At 59.1% G+C, this 16,772-nt stretch carries 13 protein-coding genes and 1 pseudogene; 4 read left to right on the top strand and 10 right to left on the bottom strand.

All coding sequences use genetic code 11. The features are described from left to right. Positions 1–79 precede the first annotated feature (79 nt). The 4 genes and pseudogenes from DV733_RS11040 to DV733_RS11025 form a co-directional block, all read right to left on the bottom strand. A pseudogene (locus tag DV733_RS11040) lies at positions 80–1,349 on the bottom strand (RNA-guided endonuclease InsQ/TnpB family protein). Positions 1,350–1,472: 123 nt separating this feature from the next. Continuing rightward, positions 1,473–1,841, bottom strand: a complete 369-nt coding sequence (locus tag DV733_RS11035) for a hypothetical protein (RefSeq protein WP_049994642.1) — start codon at positions 1,839–1,841, stop codon at positions 1,473–1,475. A 197-nt stretch (positions 1,842–2,038) separates the two neighbouring features. Continuing rightward, on the bottom strand, positions 2,039–3,913 hold the full coding sequence (locus tag DV733_RS11030; protein ID WP_049994643.1) for a tail fiber domain-containing protein: 1,875 nt from the start codon (positions 3,911–3,913) through the stop codon (positions 2,039–2,041). A 127-nt stretch (positions 3,914–4,040) separates the two neighbouring features. Then, positions 4,041–6,479 (bottom strand): hypothetical protein, encoded by a 2,439-nt coding sequence (locus DV733_RS11025; protein WP_049994644.1) that lies wholly within the window; start codon positions 6,477–6,479, stop codon positions 4,041–4,043. Between the two features lie 253 nt (positions 6,480–6,732). Between DV733_RS11025 and DV733_RS11020 the strand changes: the two genes are divergently transcribed. Next, the gene (locus tag DV733_RS11020; RefSeq protein ID WP_049994645.1) at positions 6,733–7,749 is read left to right on the top strand and encodes an outer membrane protein assembly factor BamB family protein; all 1,017 of its coding nucleotides are present in this window, start codon (positions 6,733–6,735) and stop codon (positions 7,747–7,749) included. 46 nt (positions 7,750–7,795) lie between these two features. On the opposite strand, the gene rfbB is transcribed toward DV733_RS11020, so the two are convergent. Continuing rightward, on the bottom strand, positions 7,796–8,719 hold the full coding sequence (gene rfbB / locus DV733_RS11015) for a dTDP-glucose 4,6-dehydratase (RefSeq protein WP_049994646.1): 924 nt from the start codon (positions 8,717–8,719) through the stop codon (positions 7,796–7,798). A gap of 55 nt (positions 8,720–8,774) precedes the next feature. Here rfbB and rfbD point away from each other — a divergent pair, with 55 nt between their 5' ends. Continuing rightward, on the top strand, positions 8,775–9,671 hold the full coding sequence (gene rfbD, locus DV733_RS11010) for a dTDP-4-dehydrorhamnose reductase (protein WP_049994647.1): 897 nt from the start codon (positions 8,775–8,777) through the stop codon (positions 9,669–9,671). On the opposite strand, the gene DV733_RS11005 is transcribed toward rfbD, so the two are convergent. The 5 genes from DV733_RS11005 to DV733_RS10985 form a co-directional block, all read right to left on the bottom strand. Continuing rightward, positions 9,668–9,847, bottom strand: coding sequence for a hypothetical protein (locus tag DV733_RS11005; RefSeq protein ID WP_049994648.1), 180 nt, complete (start codon positions 9,845–9,847; stop codon positions 9,668–9,670). The genes rfbD and DV733_RS11005 overlap by 4 nt on opposite strands. Positions 9,848–9,849: 2 nt before the next feature. After that, positions 9,850–10,923 carry a glucose-1-phosphate thymidylyltransferase gene (locus tag DV733_RS11000; RefSeq protein ID WP_049994649.1) on the bottom strand — a complete coding sequence of 358 codons (1,074 nt, stop codon included), beginning with the start codon at positions 10,921–10,923 and terminating at the stop codon, positions 9,850–9,852. Between the two features lie 2 nt (positions 10,924–10,925). Further along, positions 10,926–11,393, bottom strand: coding sequence for a dTDP-4-dehydrorhamnose 3,5-epimerase family protein (locus DV733_RS10995; RefSeq protein WP_049994650.1), 468 nt, complete (start codon positions 11,391–11,393; stop codon positions 10,926–10,928). A 78-nt stretch (positions 11,394–11,471) separates the two neighbouring features. Beyond that, positions 11,472–11,873, bottom strand: coding sequence for a hypothetical protein (locus DV733_RS10990; RefSeq protein ID WP_049994651.1), 402 nt, complete (start codon positions 11,871–11,873; stop codon positions 11,472–11,474). Positions 11,874–12,654: 781 nt separating this feature from the next. After that, positions 12,655–14,034 (bottom strand): sulfatase, encoded by a 1,380-nt coding sequence (locus tag DV733_RS10985; RefSeq protein WP_079979506.1) that lies wholly within the window; start codon positions 14,032–14,034, stop codon positions 12,655–12,657. A gap of 209 nt (positions 14,035–14,243) precedes the next feature. Here DV733_RS10985 and DV733_RS10980 point away from each other — a divergent pair, with 209 nt between their 5' ends. Continuing rightward, the gene (locus DV733_RS10980) at positions 14,244–15,038 is read left to right on the top strand and encodes an FkbM family methyltransferase (RefSeq protein ID WP_079979507.1); all 795 of its coding nucleotides are present in this window, start codon (positions 14,244–14,246) and stop codon (positions 15,036–15,038) included. 4 nt (positions 15,039–15,042) lie between these two features. Next, positions 15,043–16,476, top strand: a complete 1,434-nt coding sequence (locus tag DV733_RS10975; RefSeq protein WP_049994654.1) for a flippase — start codon at positions 15,043–15,045, stop codon at positions 16,474–16,476. Positions 16,477–16,772: the final 296 nt, after the last annotated feature.

Below are 16,772 nucleotides of genomic sequence, written 5' to 3'. Positions count from 1 at the left end.
CAGTCGTCGGCCGGCGTGGCAGTGTCACCGTTTCCGTCCAATCCAAGATGGGCTTCGACGGTTTCGAGCCGCGTGTCAACTACCCCGCCCTAACGCTCGCTGACGCTCGCGTTTGAGGACGGGGCTTGTCCGTGGACTCCGGCTCTGACCGAATCTCGGTGGGCGGTATAATCGCCGCTCGCGTTCACCGTCCCAGACTTTAGGGCAAGTTGACTGTTGCCCGTCCGCCGAGACGACTGTTGGCCTCGACGGACGTACCGCATCCCGATATTCTTCGCCGCGTTGTAGTCTGCGTTCGCTTCCGACCCACACTTCACACACCGGAAGTCGTTGCGAGTCGCGCGATTCTCATCTGCCGTGAATCCACACTCAGCACACCGTTTTGACGTGTACGCCGAACCCACCTGTTTCACCGAAACGCCGACCGCTTGGGCTTTGTACTCGACTTGTTCGTACAGCGTTCGGAACGCCCACGTGTGACCCCACGACGCTCCTGTCCGGTCGCGGATGTCCGTCAAATCCTCGAACGCTATCACGTCGCACTCGTATCGGAGTGCTTCATCAACGATGGCGTTCGACGCTCGGTGGAGTACGTCACGGATGTACCGAAGTTCGCGGCCACTCGACTGTTCGAGCGTTCGGTGGGCGCTTCGCGTTCCGGTCTGTTGGAGTCCCGCACGCACCTTCTCGAACTCATGGAGGTCATGGGTTAACTCTCGCCCGCTGAAGAAGTAAGCAGTGCTGGTGACGGCGAGGTTTTCGATACCGAGGTCAACCCCGAGAACCGTTCCGTCCTCGGCGGTGTTCCGTTCGGCATCGGTCTTGTGTCGGCGGAAGCCGATGTGCAAAAAGTAGTCGCCGTCGCGGGCGGTGAGTGTGCTTTCTGTGACGCTCCATTCGTCCGAGTCAAGGTACTGCCGCTGGTAGCCGTCGTCAGCGTCGGGCAGAGCAAGGTCACACCGGACGCGACGTTCCGTGGTAGAAAGCGACACTGTACCGTCGTCAAACAGCGTCATCGTCCGGGTGTCATATTTGACAGTGGGTGCGCTGAAGGTGGGCTTGCTGACCTTCTTGCCTGCCGAGAGGCGTTCGATACAGCCGGTGATGGCTTGTGCGGCTTGGTGAGTGGCGAGAATCGCGTGCTGACTACCGAGGTCGGTCTGTTCGCGAAGCTCATCGTAGGCGAGGGGCTGTACGTCGCTTTTCGCGTTGCACTTGCCCCACGCCATGTCTGTAGCGATTTGGCAACCACGCTTCCACTCGGAGATAGTATCTTCGAGGAGGGCGCGTTGCTCGTCCGAGACCTCGAGACGAGTGATTGCCGTCCGACGCACGTAGTCGTCTGCCACAGTTTCAATGTATTGCCGTGGCTACTTATAGAATGGTGTCTATCGTCCATACGAACGCGCTCCTCCCCTCCCTACTCACTCGCCTCGCTCGTTCCTTGAGGAAGGGGACTCCGCGCTACCGCCTCAGCTGAACGCCTGGTTCTCGGAGTGGCCGAACCTGACCTGGCCTGCTGCCCCCGAACTCTGGTTCCTTCGGATCTGCGCGACGGTGTCGCTGTTCACGACGACGTTGAGCGAACCGACCGTCCGTATGTCCCCGAAGACTCCCACGTCGTCGTCCGTGTACAGCCCGTAGCCCCCGCTGGCGTTCGGGACGGAGCCCTGGACGCCGATCGGCGTTCCGCTCTCGGCGTCGTTCTGTCCCAGCACTCCGACTCCCGAACTGTCGGTCAGCTGGCCCAGAATTTTGTATGTCGAAGCCACGGCCATCGCCTGGGAGAGTGCGTTCGAGTCGAGTTGTTCGTCTTCTGTGAGGTCTTCTGCGTCGGTCATGAGTTCCCTTCGGGCACTGCGTCCGCCAACCGTCGTCGACAGGGCAGTAGATGACACAAGATGGAGGCCAGACACCATAGTTCTCAGGGAAGAAGAGTTCCGAGATGGCGCTGTGTCGGGATCGGTCAGTCGTTGGCCGGCTGGACTACCGGCCGACACAGCCAATCCTCGACCGGCTGGACTGCCGGCCGACACAGTCAGTCGTCAGCCGGCGTCGCAGTACCATCAGTGCCGCTCAGTCCGAGATGGGCCTCGACTGCGTCCAGACGCCCCTCCAAGTTGGCGTTTCGCTCCCGGAGATGTTCGCTCTCTGTCTGGAGATCGTCGATCGTCTCCTGCTGCTCGTCGACCGCATCCAGCAGGACGGGAATCAGCATGTCGTAGGCCAGTCCCAGGGGCCCGTCGGCGTCCTCGGGTTCGACGACAGCTTCCGGAACCACGTCGGCGACTTCCTGGGCGATCAGTCCCAGCCGAGTGTCGGCTTCCGCCTGGGCTTCATCGGTCTCCTCGTCCCACTCGTAGGAGACTGGCCGGAGCGCCTGGACAGTCTCGATTCCGCTGTCGAGATCGGAGACGTTGGTCTTCAGTCGGGCGTCGGAGGTCTGGATCGTCCCGTCGGCGGCGTAGATCGCACTCCAGCGATTCCCACTCTTACCCAGCGAGTAGGTGTTGTCGCTAGCGGGATAGACGCTGCTGACCGAATCGGTCTCGATCGAGACGACGTCGCTCGTCCCGGCCCCGAGATTGAGTTTGTTGATGTTCGAACTCTGTGCGCGCATGGTGGCGATTCCGGCCCCGCCGCCACCGGTCGCGACGCCGATCTTGAACCGATGGGTGTCGTCACCGATCTTGAAATCGCCTTCCGTCGCCTGGAGATCGAAGTTGTTCCCGCCGCCGACGTCGAGTGGCGCGTCCGGGGAGGTCGTGTTCACGCCGACGCCGCCGCCTGCTTCGATCAGGAACTGATTGCTCGCAGTCGAGGTGACACTGCCAGAGGTCGAGTCGGCCCAGACGAACGCGCCGTCGTGTTCGGCTTGGGCCTGGCGGCCCGCGGCGAAGCTATACGCGCCCGAGGCCGTGTTGTCCCGTCCGCCTGGAACCGTGGCGAAGATTCCGTCTTCCGTACCCGAGGTGGATGTTCCAGCCTGGTTGCCGCCACCGCCGCCGATCGATCCGTAGTCGTCGTAGACGGTGTTGTTCGTATCGTTCTGGCTCGTCCAGTCGGTCGTGTCGCTCGGCGCGCCACCGGCGATCGTCCCGTACTTCCCCTCGACGTGGTTGAGCCAGCCGCCACCGACCGTCCCGTAGAGGTTCGGCGTCGTGCTGGGCCAGCCGACCTGGTTGTAACTCCCGCCACCGATCGAGTCGAACCCGGTGTAGGCTTCGTTCAGGGTCCCGCCAGCGACGGTCGCGTCCGTTCCGGCAGCGGTGTTCGAGCCGCCGCCACCGATCGTCGATCCGGACGCGCTTGCGACGTTCCGCCAGCCGCCAGACACTGTCGCCCGCGTGTTGCTGGCTGTATTTCGGCTCCCACCAGCCACCACTGCCTCAGAATAGGCCCGATTGTTGAAGCCGCCGCTGATCGTCCCGAAATCGTAGAGGACTTGGTTATTGTTCGTTCGCACGCCGATACTACCACCCAGGTCCTCGTCGCCACTCGCGCCACCGCCGCCGATCACCGCACCGACGGCACCGTTGGCACTGTTGAGCGGCATGCCACCGACGATGGAGCCACCCGTAGTGTTGCCGTTCCCGTCGGTCCCCAGCGCTTCCGTTCGAAAGACCGTCGATCCGTCGACGGTGAGGTTGTGGCCGGTCGGCGTTTCGATCGCACCCCCCACTCGCGCGTCGTCGGGCGTATCTAATCCAAAGCCGCCGCTGGCGTTCGGCACCGCACCCTGCACGCCGATCGGTGTCCCGTTGCTCGCGGTGTTTTTCCCCAGGACGCCCGCGCCCGAGCTATCGGAGAACTCGCCCAGAATCTTGTACGACGAGGCGGCCATCGCCTGAGATGGTGGGGTCGAGTCGAGCTGTTCGTCGTCGATGTCGGTCTGGTCTTCGGAGTCCGTCATGTGTCACCAGTGGTCGCTGAGCGCGCCGATCACTGCCGATGCTGGGCAGTGGATGCGAACAGATGGATATGGGATACCTTAGCTTTCGGGGGATAGCTATCGATTCTGAGAAATACACCGAGACTATTCAGTCGTCCGCGGGTGCGGGGTCTGCGTCGAGTCCGAGGTGTGTCTCGATAGCGTCCATGCGCGATCGTAGTTCCGCGTTGTCCACGCGGAGACGTTCGTTCTCGTCTCGTAGTTCCGCCTCGGCTCCGGTCGGAGCGGTCACCGACTGCCCGATCAGCGCCGTGACTGATCCGTCCTCGGCGTCGGTAAGCGCGGTTCCGATGGTGGGGGCGCTCTCCGGACCGTCCTGGGTCCGCACGGCACGCCCAGACATAGTTGCGACCAGTCGGTCGCCAGCGGCGACCTCTCCCTCGACCGTCACCGGGACCTGCCCGAGCAGCGCGACACAGGCGTAGCCATCTTCTTCGTCGGGAACGTTGCCGGTCACCATCGGTGACTCCGAGACGACCAGTGCCGTCTCGCAGGCTCCGGGGTCGGCGACCAGCTGTCCCTCGCGGAGTCCGACGACGTCGCCGGCCTCGAAGTCGGCCCCGGGATCGGCTTTCGGAAAGTACTCCGCCAGGTCGGCCGATCCGCTCTTGTAGTTCACGCCACCCCCGCCGGTCCCGTCGATCGCTCCGACGGCGTCGTTGTTCGCCGCGAGGAAGACGACGTAGTTGTTCGCACCGTCGGGCGTCGAGGCGTTGGTCTTCAGTGCGAGCACGTCCGCGGAGGTGCTCGTCGAGGTGTTCTCGATGGTCGCGACGTGCCCCGACGGCGCGCCGGAATTCGAGGCGATCGCGTCAGTGACGTGCAGTTGGCTCTCGGGCGCGTTCGTCCCGATCCCGGTCCCACCGGCGGCGTCGACGAGGAACTGATCATCGCCTGTGGATTCGAACGTCGAGAACGCCGAGTCGCTCCAGACGAACGCGCCGTCGTGGGTCGCGACGGCCTTCGTCCCGGCCGCGAAACTCGAGTCCCCGTTTGCCTGGTTGCTGCTGCCGCCGGGGATCATCGCCCTCGGACCACCGGCCGAGTTTCGGTTCCCGCCGGCGACTACCGATCGATTCCCATCGACGACGTTCTCGAAGCCGCCGCCGATCGCCGAGTACTGGCCGGTGTTCTGGTTGCCGTATCCCCCAGCGATCGTCCCCACCCAGCCGACGAACTCGTCGACCGGATCGCCGACCGTGTTCGCGTACCCACCGACGATGACCGCGCTTCTGGCGTAGGCCTCGTTTATCGCGGAACTCCCACCGCCGCCGCCGATGAACGACCCAGCCCCGGCAGCGAGGTTATTCCACCCACCACAGACGGTCGTCCGATCGCCACTGGCAGTGTTCCCAGTGCCGCCCCCGACAGTGGCGTAGGTACCGCTGGCCGTATTGGCGTCGCCACCAGCGACGGTCGCATGCTCGTCAGTGGCCATGTTGTCGGTGCCGCCGCCGACCGTCGCGTTCGGCGCCGTGTTCGAGCCAGCCCCGGCGACGTTTCCACCGCCGCCCGCGACGGTACAGTAGTCGTCTTTGGCCTCGTTTTTCGTATTCTCTCGTGTCGTCTCTGTCGAAGGGTCCGAGGGGCCGCCACCGCCGATGGTCGCGTAGGTACCGTTGGCGTCGTTGTTCTGACCGCCGCCCACAGTAGCGTAGGATCTGGTTGCGCTGTTATGCTGGCCGCCACCGACGGCCCCGTAGTTGCTGGTCACGCTGTTCTCGTATCCGCCCGGAATCGCCGCGGCGTATCCCTGGCTCGTGTTTCGCGAGCCACCCGCGATCGTGTCGTACGCGCCGCCAGCGACGTTCTGGCGGCCGCCGGCGACCGTCGTCTGTGTCGCCGTCGACTCGTTGATGTACCCGCCGCCGACCACCGCGTTCGGACCACTGGCGACGTTTCGCTCGCCGCCGCCGACGGTCGTCTCCCGATCGCTTGCCGTGTTCGCGTTCCCGCCCGCGACTGTCGCGTGATTCGCCGACGCGGTGTTGTCCTCGCCGCCACCGACCGTCGCGAACCGCGCGCTCGTCGGGTCGCCGTCGTCGGTCCCGGCTTCGTTTTGCCGTCCCCCCGATATCGTCGCGTAATCGTCGTAGACGAGGTTCGGGACCGGGGACGATCCGTCGTCGAAGCCACCGCCAGCGATCGTCGCACCCGCGACGCCCGCGCCGATGGTGTTCGCGGAGTGGCCCGCCAGGACGTTGCCGGCGTCGCCGCTCGGATCCTCGGCGGTATGGAGAAAGAGGCGCGTGTCGTTCGAAGTCACCAGCCACTCGCCGACCGTCGAGAGCGTCCCCTCTACCAGCGCGTCGTCCGGGGTCGCCAGTCCATACCCATCCGGAGAATCTGTTGTTCCAGTCACGCCCGCGGCGTCGCCCGTCGTCGCCAGATTTCGACCGAGCACGCCGGTTCCCGTGCTGTCGGTAAGCTCACCCAACACCTTGTAGGTCGCCGGGTCGAACGCTGTCGGCTGGCTGTCAGTCGTTTTCGATTCAGTGTCCGTCGCTGTCTCTTTCGGCTCTGTCATATGATTCCCTTGGTGTCCCACCCGTCGTCGCGACCAGACTACTCTCAGAGTAAGAAAGAGCCAACCACGATAAAGACTCCTGCCAGCAGTATCGTCGGGGCCGTCTGCTGTCCGCAGGGAATCCGTCGTGGATGGCAGTACTGAGCCCCTACTGGTTGGCCCTCGGACTCGCCCTACTCGCTCCGAACCGGCACGCGATCACAGGTGGTGTGGAAGGGAAGAATTAATCATTGTCAAGCGACTGAATAGTAGCGTGGAAGGGTCGTCGAGCGAGATCAAAACAGTCTGGCGACAGGAGACTGCTATAGAGACGTCCTTCCAGACCTGTTCGCCAGCCCTCGACGACGACCGCGTATTCGTGGGCGGACTGGGCACGTCATTGTACGCACTGTCCCGCGAGGACGGACGAATCGTCTGGACCGTCGAGCGCGACGGCTCGATGTCCGACTCCTCGCCCGCCTATCACGACGGAATTGTCTACGTCGGCAGCGGCGGCGGGTCGGTCTACGCACTGGACGCCGAGGATGGATCGATCGTGTGGCGCTATGCGGGCCCGAGCGCGATCACGACCTCGCCGATCGTTCGCGATGGCGTTGTCTACGTGGGCCGAAACGACGGCGTCTTGCTCGCGCTGGACGCCGTGACTGGATCGGTGCTCTTCGAGTTCGACACCGGCTCGCGAATTGTCTCGGACATCGCCTATTCGAGCGTCGAAGAGACGCTCTACTTCACCTCGAAGACGGAGTTGCGAGCCCACGACGCGGCCGACGGCGGTCGTCGGGTGTGGGCGATGCCGTTCAGTGCGGACGTCGGTGCGGGCTCGCCGGCCGTCGACGATTCGCAAGGTATGGTCTACTTCGCCGCGAACGAACTGCGAGCGCTCCGCAGTGACGACGGCTCGCTCTCCTGGGGCACGTCGTTCTTCGGGACGAGCGCCGGATCGGCACCGGTGTTCGACGAACGCGGGGTGTACGTCGGCGGCGGCAGCGGGACGATGTACGCGATTCAACACGACGAAAGCGTGCTCGTCAACGCCCCAGACTGGGCGTTCCGAACGTGGGACATCGCCATCACCGCGACGCCCGCCCTCGGTGGGGATCGACTCGTCGCCGGCTCGCTCAAGGGCGACCTCTACGTCCTCGATGCCGAGGCAGGCACGGCCGAGGGCCACGTCGAGTTGCCCTGTGAGCTTCGGTCCGCGCCTATCGTCGACGACGACAGGCTGTTCGTCGCCGGCGACGGTGGTGGGGTGTACGCGTTCGAGTTCTGAGCGTGCGTTAGGTCGAGAAGAACGAGAGGAGATGACGTTCAGCAGGTTATGAGAGATAGTATTCGATGGTCCGTTCGAGTCCCGCTTCGAAGGACCACTCGGGTTCCCAGCCGAGTTCACGAATGCTGGTGGTATCGAGCGCGTACCGCTGGTCGTGGCCCGGCCTATCTTCGACGAACGTGATCAGATCACGGGAGGCACCGACTGCGTCGACGATGTGCTGGGCGACTTCGATGTTCTGGAGTTCGACCCCACTGCCGATGTTGTAGATATCGCCGGCTTCGCCCTGTTCGAGTACTGTCGTGATACCACGGCAGTTGTCGGTCACGTACGTCCACTCTCTGACGTTGGTTCCATCGCCGTACAGCGGGAGTTCCTCCCCTCGTGCCGCCCTCGTGATGAACTTCGGGATCAACTTCTCGGGGTGTTGTCTCGGGCCGAAGTTGTTCGACGACCGAGTCACGATCACCGGAAGGTCATAGGTCGTCCGATAGCTCAGCGCGAGGAGGTCCGCACTGGCTTTCGTCGCTGCGTAGGGGTTTCGCGGACGGAGACGGTCCGTCTCTGAGAACTCACCCTTGACGGTCTGACCGTACACCTCGTCGGTCGATATCTGGACGAACCGGTCGACGTCGTGACGACGCGAAGCGTCGAGAAGGACCTGCGTCCCGGCGACGTTGGTCTGGACGAAAGGGGCGGCCCCGTCGATCGAGCGATCGACGTGTGATTCGGCCGCGAAGTTGACGACTGCGTCGGCCTCGGCGACAAGCGGGTCGACGGCCGCCTCGTCTTCGATCCGGCCCTCGACGAATTCGTGATCGTCGTATTCTAGTACCTCTTCGAGGTTCGTCTTCGAGCCCGCGTACGTGAGCGCGTCGAGTGTCGTCACGGTGTGAGACGTCTCTTCGAGTAGCAACCGGACGAACGCCGAGCCGATGAACCCCGCACCGCCGGTGACGAGAACGTGCATATCTCCCCTACGGCGACCCGCTCATTTTATGGTTTTCATCACCCTTTGGGCCGCTATGCAGATTCTCGTCCTCGGTGCGAACGGGTTGCTCGGGAGCAACGTCGTCGATACCGCGCTCGGCCGTGGCTGGGAGGTCGCCGGGACGTTTCACTCCTCGCGACCCTCCTTCGACGTTCCACTCGAACAGCTTGACCTCCGAGACGAGAATGCTGTCAAAGCCGTGCTGGACGACTACGTGCCCGATGTCGTCTGCAACTGTGCGGCGATGACCGACGTCGACGCCTGTGAATCCTCGCCTGGGACGGCCCGGGCGATCAACGCCGAGGCTCCGGCTACGATTGCCGACCACTGTGCGACGATCGATTCCGAGTTCGTCCACGTCTCGACGGACTACGTCTTCGACGGGACCGGGGAGACGCCGTACTCGGAGGCGGACGATCCGAATCCAGTGCAAGCGTATGGCAGTTCCAAACTCGCGGGCGAGCAATGTGTACTGGAGTCTACGGCGACGACGCTCGTCCCGAGACTCTCGTTCGTCTACGGCGTTCATCGGGCCGACGACGAATTGCGGGGCTTCCCGGCCTGGGTACAGTCCCGAATCGGGCGTGACGAACCGACGCCACTGTTCACCGATCAGTGGGTCACACCCAGCCGAGCCGGTCAGGCCGCAGCAACGATTCTGGACCTGCTAGAAACCGACTTCCGCGACGTCGTCCACGTCGCGAGTAGTTCGTGTGTGACCCCGTACGAGTTCGGCCGGGAGATCAGCCGCCAGACGGGACGCGGCGAAGAGCTGCTCGAAGCGGGCTCGCGAGCGGACGTCGATCGTGCTGCGACCCGGCCAGCGTATTCCTGTCTCGACGTGACGCGAGTCGAAGACCTGCTGGACAGAGAGCAGCCCACGATCGAATCGGATCTCGAAGCGATCGCTCCGTGGCTGTCTCTCGACTAGATCTGATACTGTTCTCGGTGGTCGACGAAGTGCTCGCGCGCTTCGAGATCGAGATCGTCGAACCTGAGGACGGCCTCGCACTCTAAGCCCGGACACTTCATGACCCGGTTCGCTTCCAGTTCGTTCGCCGCGACCACTGTGCCACACTCCGGACAGCTGTGGGTGATGACGCGCATCGTTATAGTTTGAGATTGGAGTTCTCGCCGACGATCAGTCGTCGGCCGTCAGGGAGTTCGTCTGCCGCGCTTCCGATCGTCGTGTTTCGGCCGACCAGGCTGTCGACGATCTTTCCGTCACTCGTGACTGTGGATTCTCCGACGAGGACAGTGTTCTCGATGTGGGCGCCGTCGACGACGCAGTCGGGCCCGATCGACGTATACGGGCCGACATACGTCTCAGACCCGATTGTCGACCCCTCCGCGATCGATACTGGGCCCCGGACGACTGCGCCGGATTCGATCGTGGCTTCGGGTGCGAGTTCGACCCGACCGACGACTTCGGCACCCGCTTCGATAGTTCCAGCGTGTTCGGATTCGATATCCTTCAGGACGAGTCGATTCGCGTGAAGAATGTCCTCCGGTCGGCCGGTGTCTTTCCACCACCCTTCGACGACGTGCGAGTCGATCGCGTGCCCGGATTCGAGGAGTTCCTGGATCGCGTCGGTGATCTCCAGCTCGCCCCGCCAGGACGGTTCGAGCTCCTCGATCACGTCGAACACCGCGTTCGAAAACGCGTAGATCCCGATGAGCGCGAGATTGCTCGGCGGGTCGTCCGGTTTCTCGACGAGTGCGGTGACTTCGCCGTCGGCATTCGTGTCGGCGATCCCGAACTCCCGGGGATTTTCGACCTCCTGCAGCGCGATCCCGGCCCCGAAGTCACCGGCTTCGAAGCTCTCGACCAGCTCTTCGATCCCCTGTTTGAGGATGTTGTCGCCGAGGTACATCACGAAGTCGTCGTCGCCGACGAACTCGCGAGCACACGCTGCGGCGTGGGCGAGTCCCAGCGGATTGCCCTGCACGATGTACGTGATGTCGACACCCAGGTGTGACCCATCTCCGAGGTGATCCTGAATCGCCTCTCTACCCTTGTTGCCGAGGACGACACCGATCTCGGTGATCCCGGCGTCGCGAAGGTCTTCGATCGCGTATTCGAGGACCGGTTTGTTCGCCACGGGAAGCAGCTGTTTCGGGCCGGTGTGGGTAATCGGACGGAGACGAGACCCGGTCCCGCCAGCGAGGAGGACGCCTTTCATCGTTAGTAGATCTGTTCGTCCCAGTCTAAAGGTATTTCGTCGGTATCCGGCGGCAAGCGCTCCTCGTCTGGATCCTCGTAGTCGTAGCGGTTCGTTGGGAAGTTGATCAGGGTCGCCTGCTCGTTGCCGACGACCTTGAAGCCGTGCCAGCAGTCGCCGGGGATGCGGACCGCCTGCATGTTGTCCTCGCCGATGACGAACGTATCGAGTTCGCCCTGTGTCGGTGAGTCTTCACGGTCGTCGTAGATCCCGACTTTCACGTTGCCGTGTGGGACCACGAAGTGGTCGATCTGTCCGCGGGTGTGGCGGTGCCAGGCGCGGATTACGCCTGGGTATGAAACTGAGAGGTAGGACATCGCGGGTTCGTCCTCACCCTCGAAGAAATCCCAGTCAGAGCGCCAGATTTCCGTGAGTGTTCCGCGTTCGTCGAGGTTGACCTGGAGGTCTTTGAGTTCGACGTCGTGTATCATCGCTTGTGGGCGATAGCACTCCCTGTTGTAAAGCCGTTTTGTAGTGTCGGCTGGCGACAAAATAGAAAGCCGGAATTGTTACTGATCGCGAACGACTTCTTCGTCCTCGTAGCCTGCGCGGACACCCTTGACCGTATACGAGAAGCTGTAGTCGGCGGGGCCATCACCGAAGTCCTCGACAGAGACGAAGCGCGTCGATTTCTCGACGACCTGCGGATGGACCCTCTCCTCGGCGTGAGCCGTCACCTGCACGGCGATCGGCTCCTCGTCGCTGGTAACCATGTCGAAGTGCTCTGGCAGCTCGATCAGCGCGTGACCGTCTTCCATCTCTGCGACGCCGGTGTGTTCGGTCCGGACCTCGCCTGCCTCGATGGACGTGTAGTGGACGTTCTTCGTTCCTGCGGTCGTGTCGACCGCCTGCACGAAGTTCTTCGTGCCCGTGACCTGCAGGTCCGAATTGACGTTCAGGGTGTTTTGCACCGAGCCACCGACTTCGAGATCGCCGTCGACTTTCGCGTCGTGTGGTGTGTACAGCCCATATCCGTCGGGGCTACTGGTAAATCCGGCAACACCGTATGACGTTCCGCTCCCGTTCCGAGCTCGCCCGATGACACCATACCCCTCATATGACTGCGATCGGCCTTCAACACCGATAGAAGCCCCTGAACCGGCTGTTCCTCGACCGTATACGCCTTTACCATCAGGAGACTGGACCGTACCCCTGAATCCCTCTGTAAAACCACTTGAAGACTGGGCAAATCCGACAAAGGCCTTTGCATTCGGATCACTTGATGCCCCCTCGATAGCTTTCGGGGTGTTGGTTCCAACATTGACTAAAAGGCCTCGGTTGCCTGGGTCACCAGTCCAGCTTTGGCCGACGTGGTCGTGGTCGTCCGCAGCATCTGCAGTTGCTGTTCCAGTACTTGCGGAAAGAAGCCCGAGGCCAGCCAGCGAAACAAGAGCTCCCCGCCGGGTACTTCTGAAAGACGATTTCGTATCTTCCTCTTCTGTATTTTTATCGTTTGTCATAATTTCCTCCAGTGGAATGGCAATCTGCCGCTTCCCCACTTGTGGATATATGTCTGAGTTTCTGTGGAACGACTTATGTCTTTGTGTTTAAATGGGGGTGTCAACCAAGACCAGATTTTTATAGACATAGGAAAGGGGGGGAATCGCTGTAACCGCAAGCAAATTCCCTGCCAAGTGTGCTGAAACAGTTCCGGCGCTGAGCCTTTATATTCTGGAGTGTGGATTGTAAGGGTTATAAATATCCTAATCCTTCCAGTTGCTCGCGTCGCGTATCGCTGATCTCTACACCAGAATGGCTGTCGCCGTTCAGCTCTTGAATCTCACCACTGTCAAGTGCTTGTTGCTCAGTAGCGGCAAGGTCGTCGAGCAAGTCTTCACTGGTTATCAGCTCTCCATTTCTCCCAGTCCGTACGTCACCATTTTCCAGATTCCGTATGAACAGGCGGCCATCAACTACCGACGCCCTGTATCCATCCGACGAAACACTGCCTGACGGAACTTCGACGTTCTGATGCTTCCCTGTTGACTCCGCAACAACTCTATCATCGTCAGATCTCCCCGGCAGTTCGAGTTCTCCAGTTTCGACAGTATCTAGAATCAAATCGAATACGTCACACACCGAGAAGGTGCTCTCGATTTCATTCCTCGAACACCCACCGGGTGGCCGCACGATCAGCGGCACTTCCAACAACTCCTGATAGAGGAACGTCCCATGACCCCAGTACCCGTGTTCACCCAGGCATTGACCATGGTCACCTAGTACCACGATCATAGTATTATGTAACAATCCTTTGTCACTCAGACTGTCAACAAGCTCTCCGACTTGTTCGTCCAAATAATGGAGCGATGAGTCGTATGCATTGCGAAGCAGATCCGCATCGACATCCGGAGGAGAACCGATCGACGCAAGATTCCACTTGACACCAAGTTCCCCGTGTGGCCCATCCTCGATAAACTCGTTGTGCTGCGAGCCGATACGGTACGGATCGTGAGCGTCGAGATAGTTTGCAAATAAAAAAAACGGCCGGTCGCCCCTGTTTTCGCCCAGCCAATCAGTTATCTCCTCGTTGATTGTTGAAGCGTCAACAAACGAGAGGTCTTTCCGTTTAAGAAAGAGCCCATTCCGGAGACGGCGAAGTGGTTGTTCAGATACCATCCAGCGTAGTGATTCCAGCACGCCTTGTACTGACTTCGCGTCTACCTCAAGGCGTCGCGGATCGCCCGCAGACGGGTGAGGTAGCGTGACAGTAAGGTCGAAAACGTCGTCAAAACCCGTATCGAAACCGAAATCACGGGTCAACCACGGATTCGGGGTAACGAGAGCCGTTTCGTACCCTTCACTCGCAAGACGTCCCGCAAGCGTATCTGAGGGCGCGGACTCGAAATGAAAATTATTCGCGTGCGTGCCGTGTTTCGTTGGCAGTTGTCCAGTAAATAGCGAAGCGTGAGAGGGGACAGTCCATGACCCGGTCGCGTACGCGTGAGTGAAGGACAACCCCTCTTTCGCAAGACGGCTCAGATTTGGCGTTGTCGCTCTCTCGTACCCGTAGGTCGAGGTGTGATCACGCCGGACAGAGTCAAGAACAAGTACAATTACGTTCGGTGTAGCCATACAGTAACACCAGAATTAGGGCTCTTTGACACGAAAACCTTTTTGATACGGATGCATCCTTCTGGATGAATAAACAATACCTGTTACACCAGCGACTAGCAGGACGCCGCACCATTATTTGTCAAGTGTAGTAATATTCCCCAGCAGTGTTGGCTCCCGAAACGGACACCAGATAAATTAAACCGCTGACCTGCATACCACTGATATCAATGGCACAACGGTTAAGAAGATTATATAGGGGGAGATTGAAGTCTATAGTAGACGGAACGAGGTTGAAGCCGATACTCTCCTTTGCGTATGAGCGACTACTACTCTACCAAACCAGTGGTGAGTTGATCAAACGTACTGGGCAGTACAGTGCAACGTTTACAGTTACATCAAGTGAAGAATATTTTTCATTAGGTAATTTCAAAGGTGAACAGGAGGTGCTTCAACGGTTCCTCTCAGAGATGGAACCAGATGACGTAGTGTTCGATATCGGAGCGAATATCGGCCTCTATTCGGTGTTTGCTGCAAATAACTACCCCAATGCGACTGTGCTCGCCTTTGAGCCACACTCTGATAACGTGGATAGAATGCACAAGAGTATGAATAAGAACAACGGAAACGTACGAAGCTATGAGCTTCTTGTATCCGATCAAACGTGTATGTCCCCATTTCCGTTGAGCTCCGGTGCTCCAGGCGTAGCTGACCTGAGTATCGGAGGAGAGGAGGAACACTACGTGCCCACTTACAGGGGTGAAGAGTTAATTACAACCTATGAACTACCAATTCCTGATGTAATAAAGATCGACGTCGAAGGGGCGGAGCTCGGCGTGCTAACCGGTCTAGGCGACCATCTTGAGCAAACCCGTGCCATCTACTGTGAGGTCCACAGAGAAGAGATACGCCGTTTTGGAAACAATCCAAACGACATAGAAGCGTATCTACGTGACATGGGGTTCAATGTCGAACGGGTCAACGAGGACGGCGATACATACCATCTGATAGCTGAGAACCGCTGACAGTATGGAACTGATCAAGTCATCAACCAAGCTATTTGTTGCACGTTTCAGCAATGCAGTGCTGACGTTCGTCGGTTTGGCGTATTTCGCACAGCGAATTCCACAGAGCGCGCTTGGGACATTTTTTTTGTACCAGAGTATTCTGCAACTACTCAGCATCCCTGCAAGTTTTGGACAGGGTGGGGCACTAGTAAAACGACTGAGTGAGGACATAAACCGCGAACAATTTTTTGGCACGTCAATCGCCCTTATGATCATTGCAACCACCCTCACCGGGATACTGGTATTCATCGCGAGCCCGGTTGTAAATTGGTATTTCAAAACGGACCTAGTGCTATGGTTGATACTCGGTATTGTAGTCGTTCGTCTCAATCGACTCGGTATCGGCGTACTGAAAGGCGAACTAAGAGTGGGGAGCACCGCGGACATTCTTTTCTTCCAGAAGCTTGTCTGGGTAGTAGGTGGGGCACTGCTAATCTACCGGGGCTTCGCAGTCAGAGCACTCGTGATCAGTTTTATTTTGGGTAATCTCGTAGCTGCAGGCTTAGCATTCTATCGGATGTCAACTAGAATCGGTCGGCCAACACTGTATCACGCCCGGTCGTTGATCCAATACTGGAAGTGGAGTTCAGTGAGTTTCGTTGACGGATATTTATATAACTGGGCAGATATAACAATTTTAGGGTATTTTGTTGGGCCTGCGGTAGTTGCTGCATACGAGATCGCTTGGCGGATCGGAAGTCTCGCTATGATATTTACGGAGTCTATCGAGACGGCACTTCTCCCCGAGATCAGCAATCTCAATATGCAAAAAGAGACAGACAAAATACGTGGACATATATCGGACGGGATATTTCTGTCGTTCTTTTTAGTTTTCCCAATTACTGCCGGGGCCTTTTCAGTCGGAGAGGATATACTGACGATCATTTTTGGCCAAGAATATGTTATAGCAGCGATACCACTGCTAATCCTGTTGCTCGGGAAACAGATAGAGGTCATAGACAGAATATACAAGAACGTGTTGTCAGGTATTGACAAGCCACGGTACCGTGCGATTGCAGCGCTAACCAGTGGAGTGGGCAACGTTGTGTTAAACATAGCGCTCATTCCTCTCTACGGCGCAGTTGGTGCTGCCGTGGCTACCTCTGTTGCGTTCACTATCTCAACCATAATTATCGTTTATTATTTGAATGTTGAGATGGAACTGGTTTTCCCTTCCGCACAGGTACTAACGATTGGTGTCTCTGCGACGGTAATGGGCGTTGCCGTGTTCGCTCTCTCCAGTGTAATCGGCATAAATTCGGTTTACGATCTAGCCTTCATTATCGTGTCTGGAGCCGTCGTGTACGGCGTACAGTGTGCCCTATTCCAGACCTCGCGTAAACCTCTCATCCGGTTTGCCAGAACCGTTCTTCCGGTCACCAGATCGCGGGCCTGAACCGATACTCTGTAAGCGCAATTCTGGCACCATTATTATTTATCAATGGATATGACAGCCATATATAATATGTGCAAAGTGGGACGCCGCGCTCCCTCGTTGTGCGCTTAATTTCAGATATGTTAATATACTCTTCAGAGATGAATGCTAAATCCAAATCAGACAAATGTCCGCCAGATAAAAACACACATCCTAGTCCAGTTTATCCAGACAATATATTTCTCTTCTACTTAGCCATCTTGCCAATATATAAAATATCTAAATATTTCACACAATATCTGTAATAAAGTCGGTAA

The organism is Halapricum salinum, assembly GCF_004799665.1.
Lineage (GTDB): Archaea > Halobacteriota > Halobacteria > Halobacteriales > Haloarculaceae > Halapricum > Halapricum salinum.
The sequence above is the reverse complement of the archived record's forward strand: the minus strand, read 5'-3'. Positions and strand labels throughout refer to the sequence as shown.

Bases quoted from the DNA above. Each gene is read 5' to 3' on its own strand.
- DV733_RS11025 (WP_049994644.1), bottom strand. From the start codon at position 6,479: ATGACAGAGCCGAAAGAGACAGCGACGGACACTGAATCGAAAACGACT.
- DV733_RS10975 (WP_049994654.1), top strand. From the start codon at position 15,043: ATGGAACTGATCAAGTCATCAACCAAGCTATTTGTTGCACGTTTCAGC.
- DV733_RS11030 (WP_049994643.1), bottom strand. From the start codon at position 3,913: ATGACGGACTCCGAAGACCAGACCGACATCGACGACGAACAGCTCGAC.
- rfbB (WP_049994646.1), bottom strand. From the start codon at position 8,719: ATGCACGTTCTCGTCACCGGCGGTGCGGGGTTCATCGGCTCGGCGTTC.
- DV733_RS10995 (WP_049994650.1), bottom strand. From the start codon at position 11,393: ATGATACACGACGTCGAACTCAAAGACCTCCAGGTCAACCTCGACGAA.
- DV733_RS10985 (WP_079979506.1), bottom strand. From the start codon at position 14,034: ATGGCTACACCGAACGTAATTGTACTTGTTCTTGACTCTGTCCGGCGT.
- DV733_RS11000 (WP_049994649.1), bottom strand. From the start codon at position 10,923: ATGAAAGGCGTCCTCCTCGCTGGCGGGACCGGGTCTCGTCTCCGTCCG.
- DV733_RS10980 (WP_079979507.1), top strand. From the start codon at position 14,244: ATGGCACAACGGTTAAGAAGATTATATAGGGGGAGATTGAAGTCTATA.
- DV733_RS11005 (WP_049994648.1), bottom strand. From the start codon at position 9,847: ATGCGCGTCATCACCCACAGCTGTCCGGAGTGTGGCACAGTGGTCGCG.
- DV733_RS11035 (WP_049994642.1), bottom strand. From the start codon at position 1,841: ATGACCGACGCAGAAGACCTCACAGAAGACGAACAACTCGACTCGAAC.
- rfbD (WP_049994647.1), top strand. From the start codon at position 8,775: ATGCAGATTCTCGTCCTCGGTGCGAACGGGTTGCTCGGGAGCAACGTC.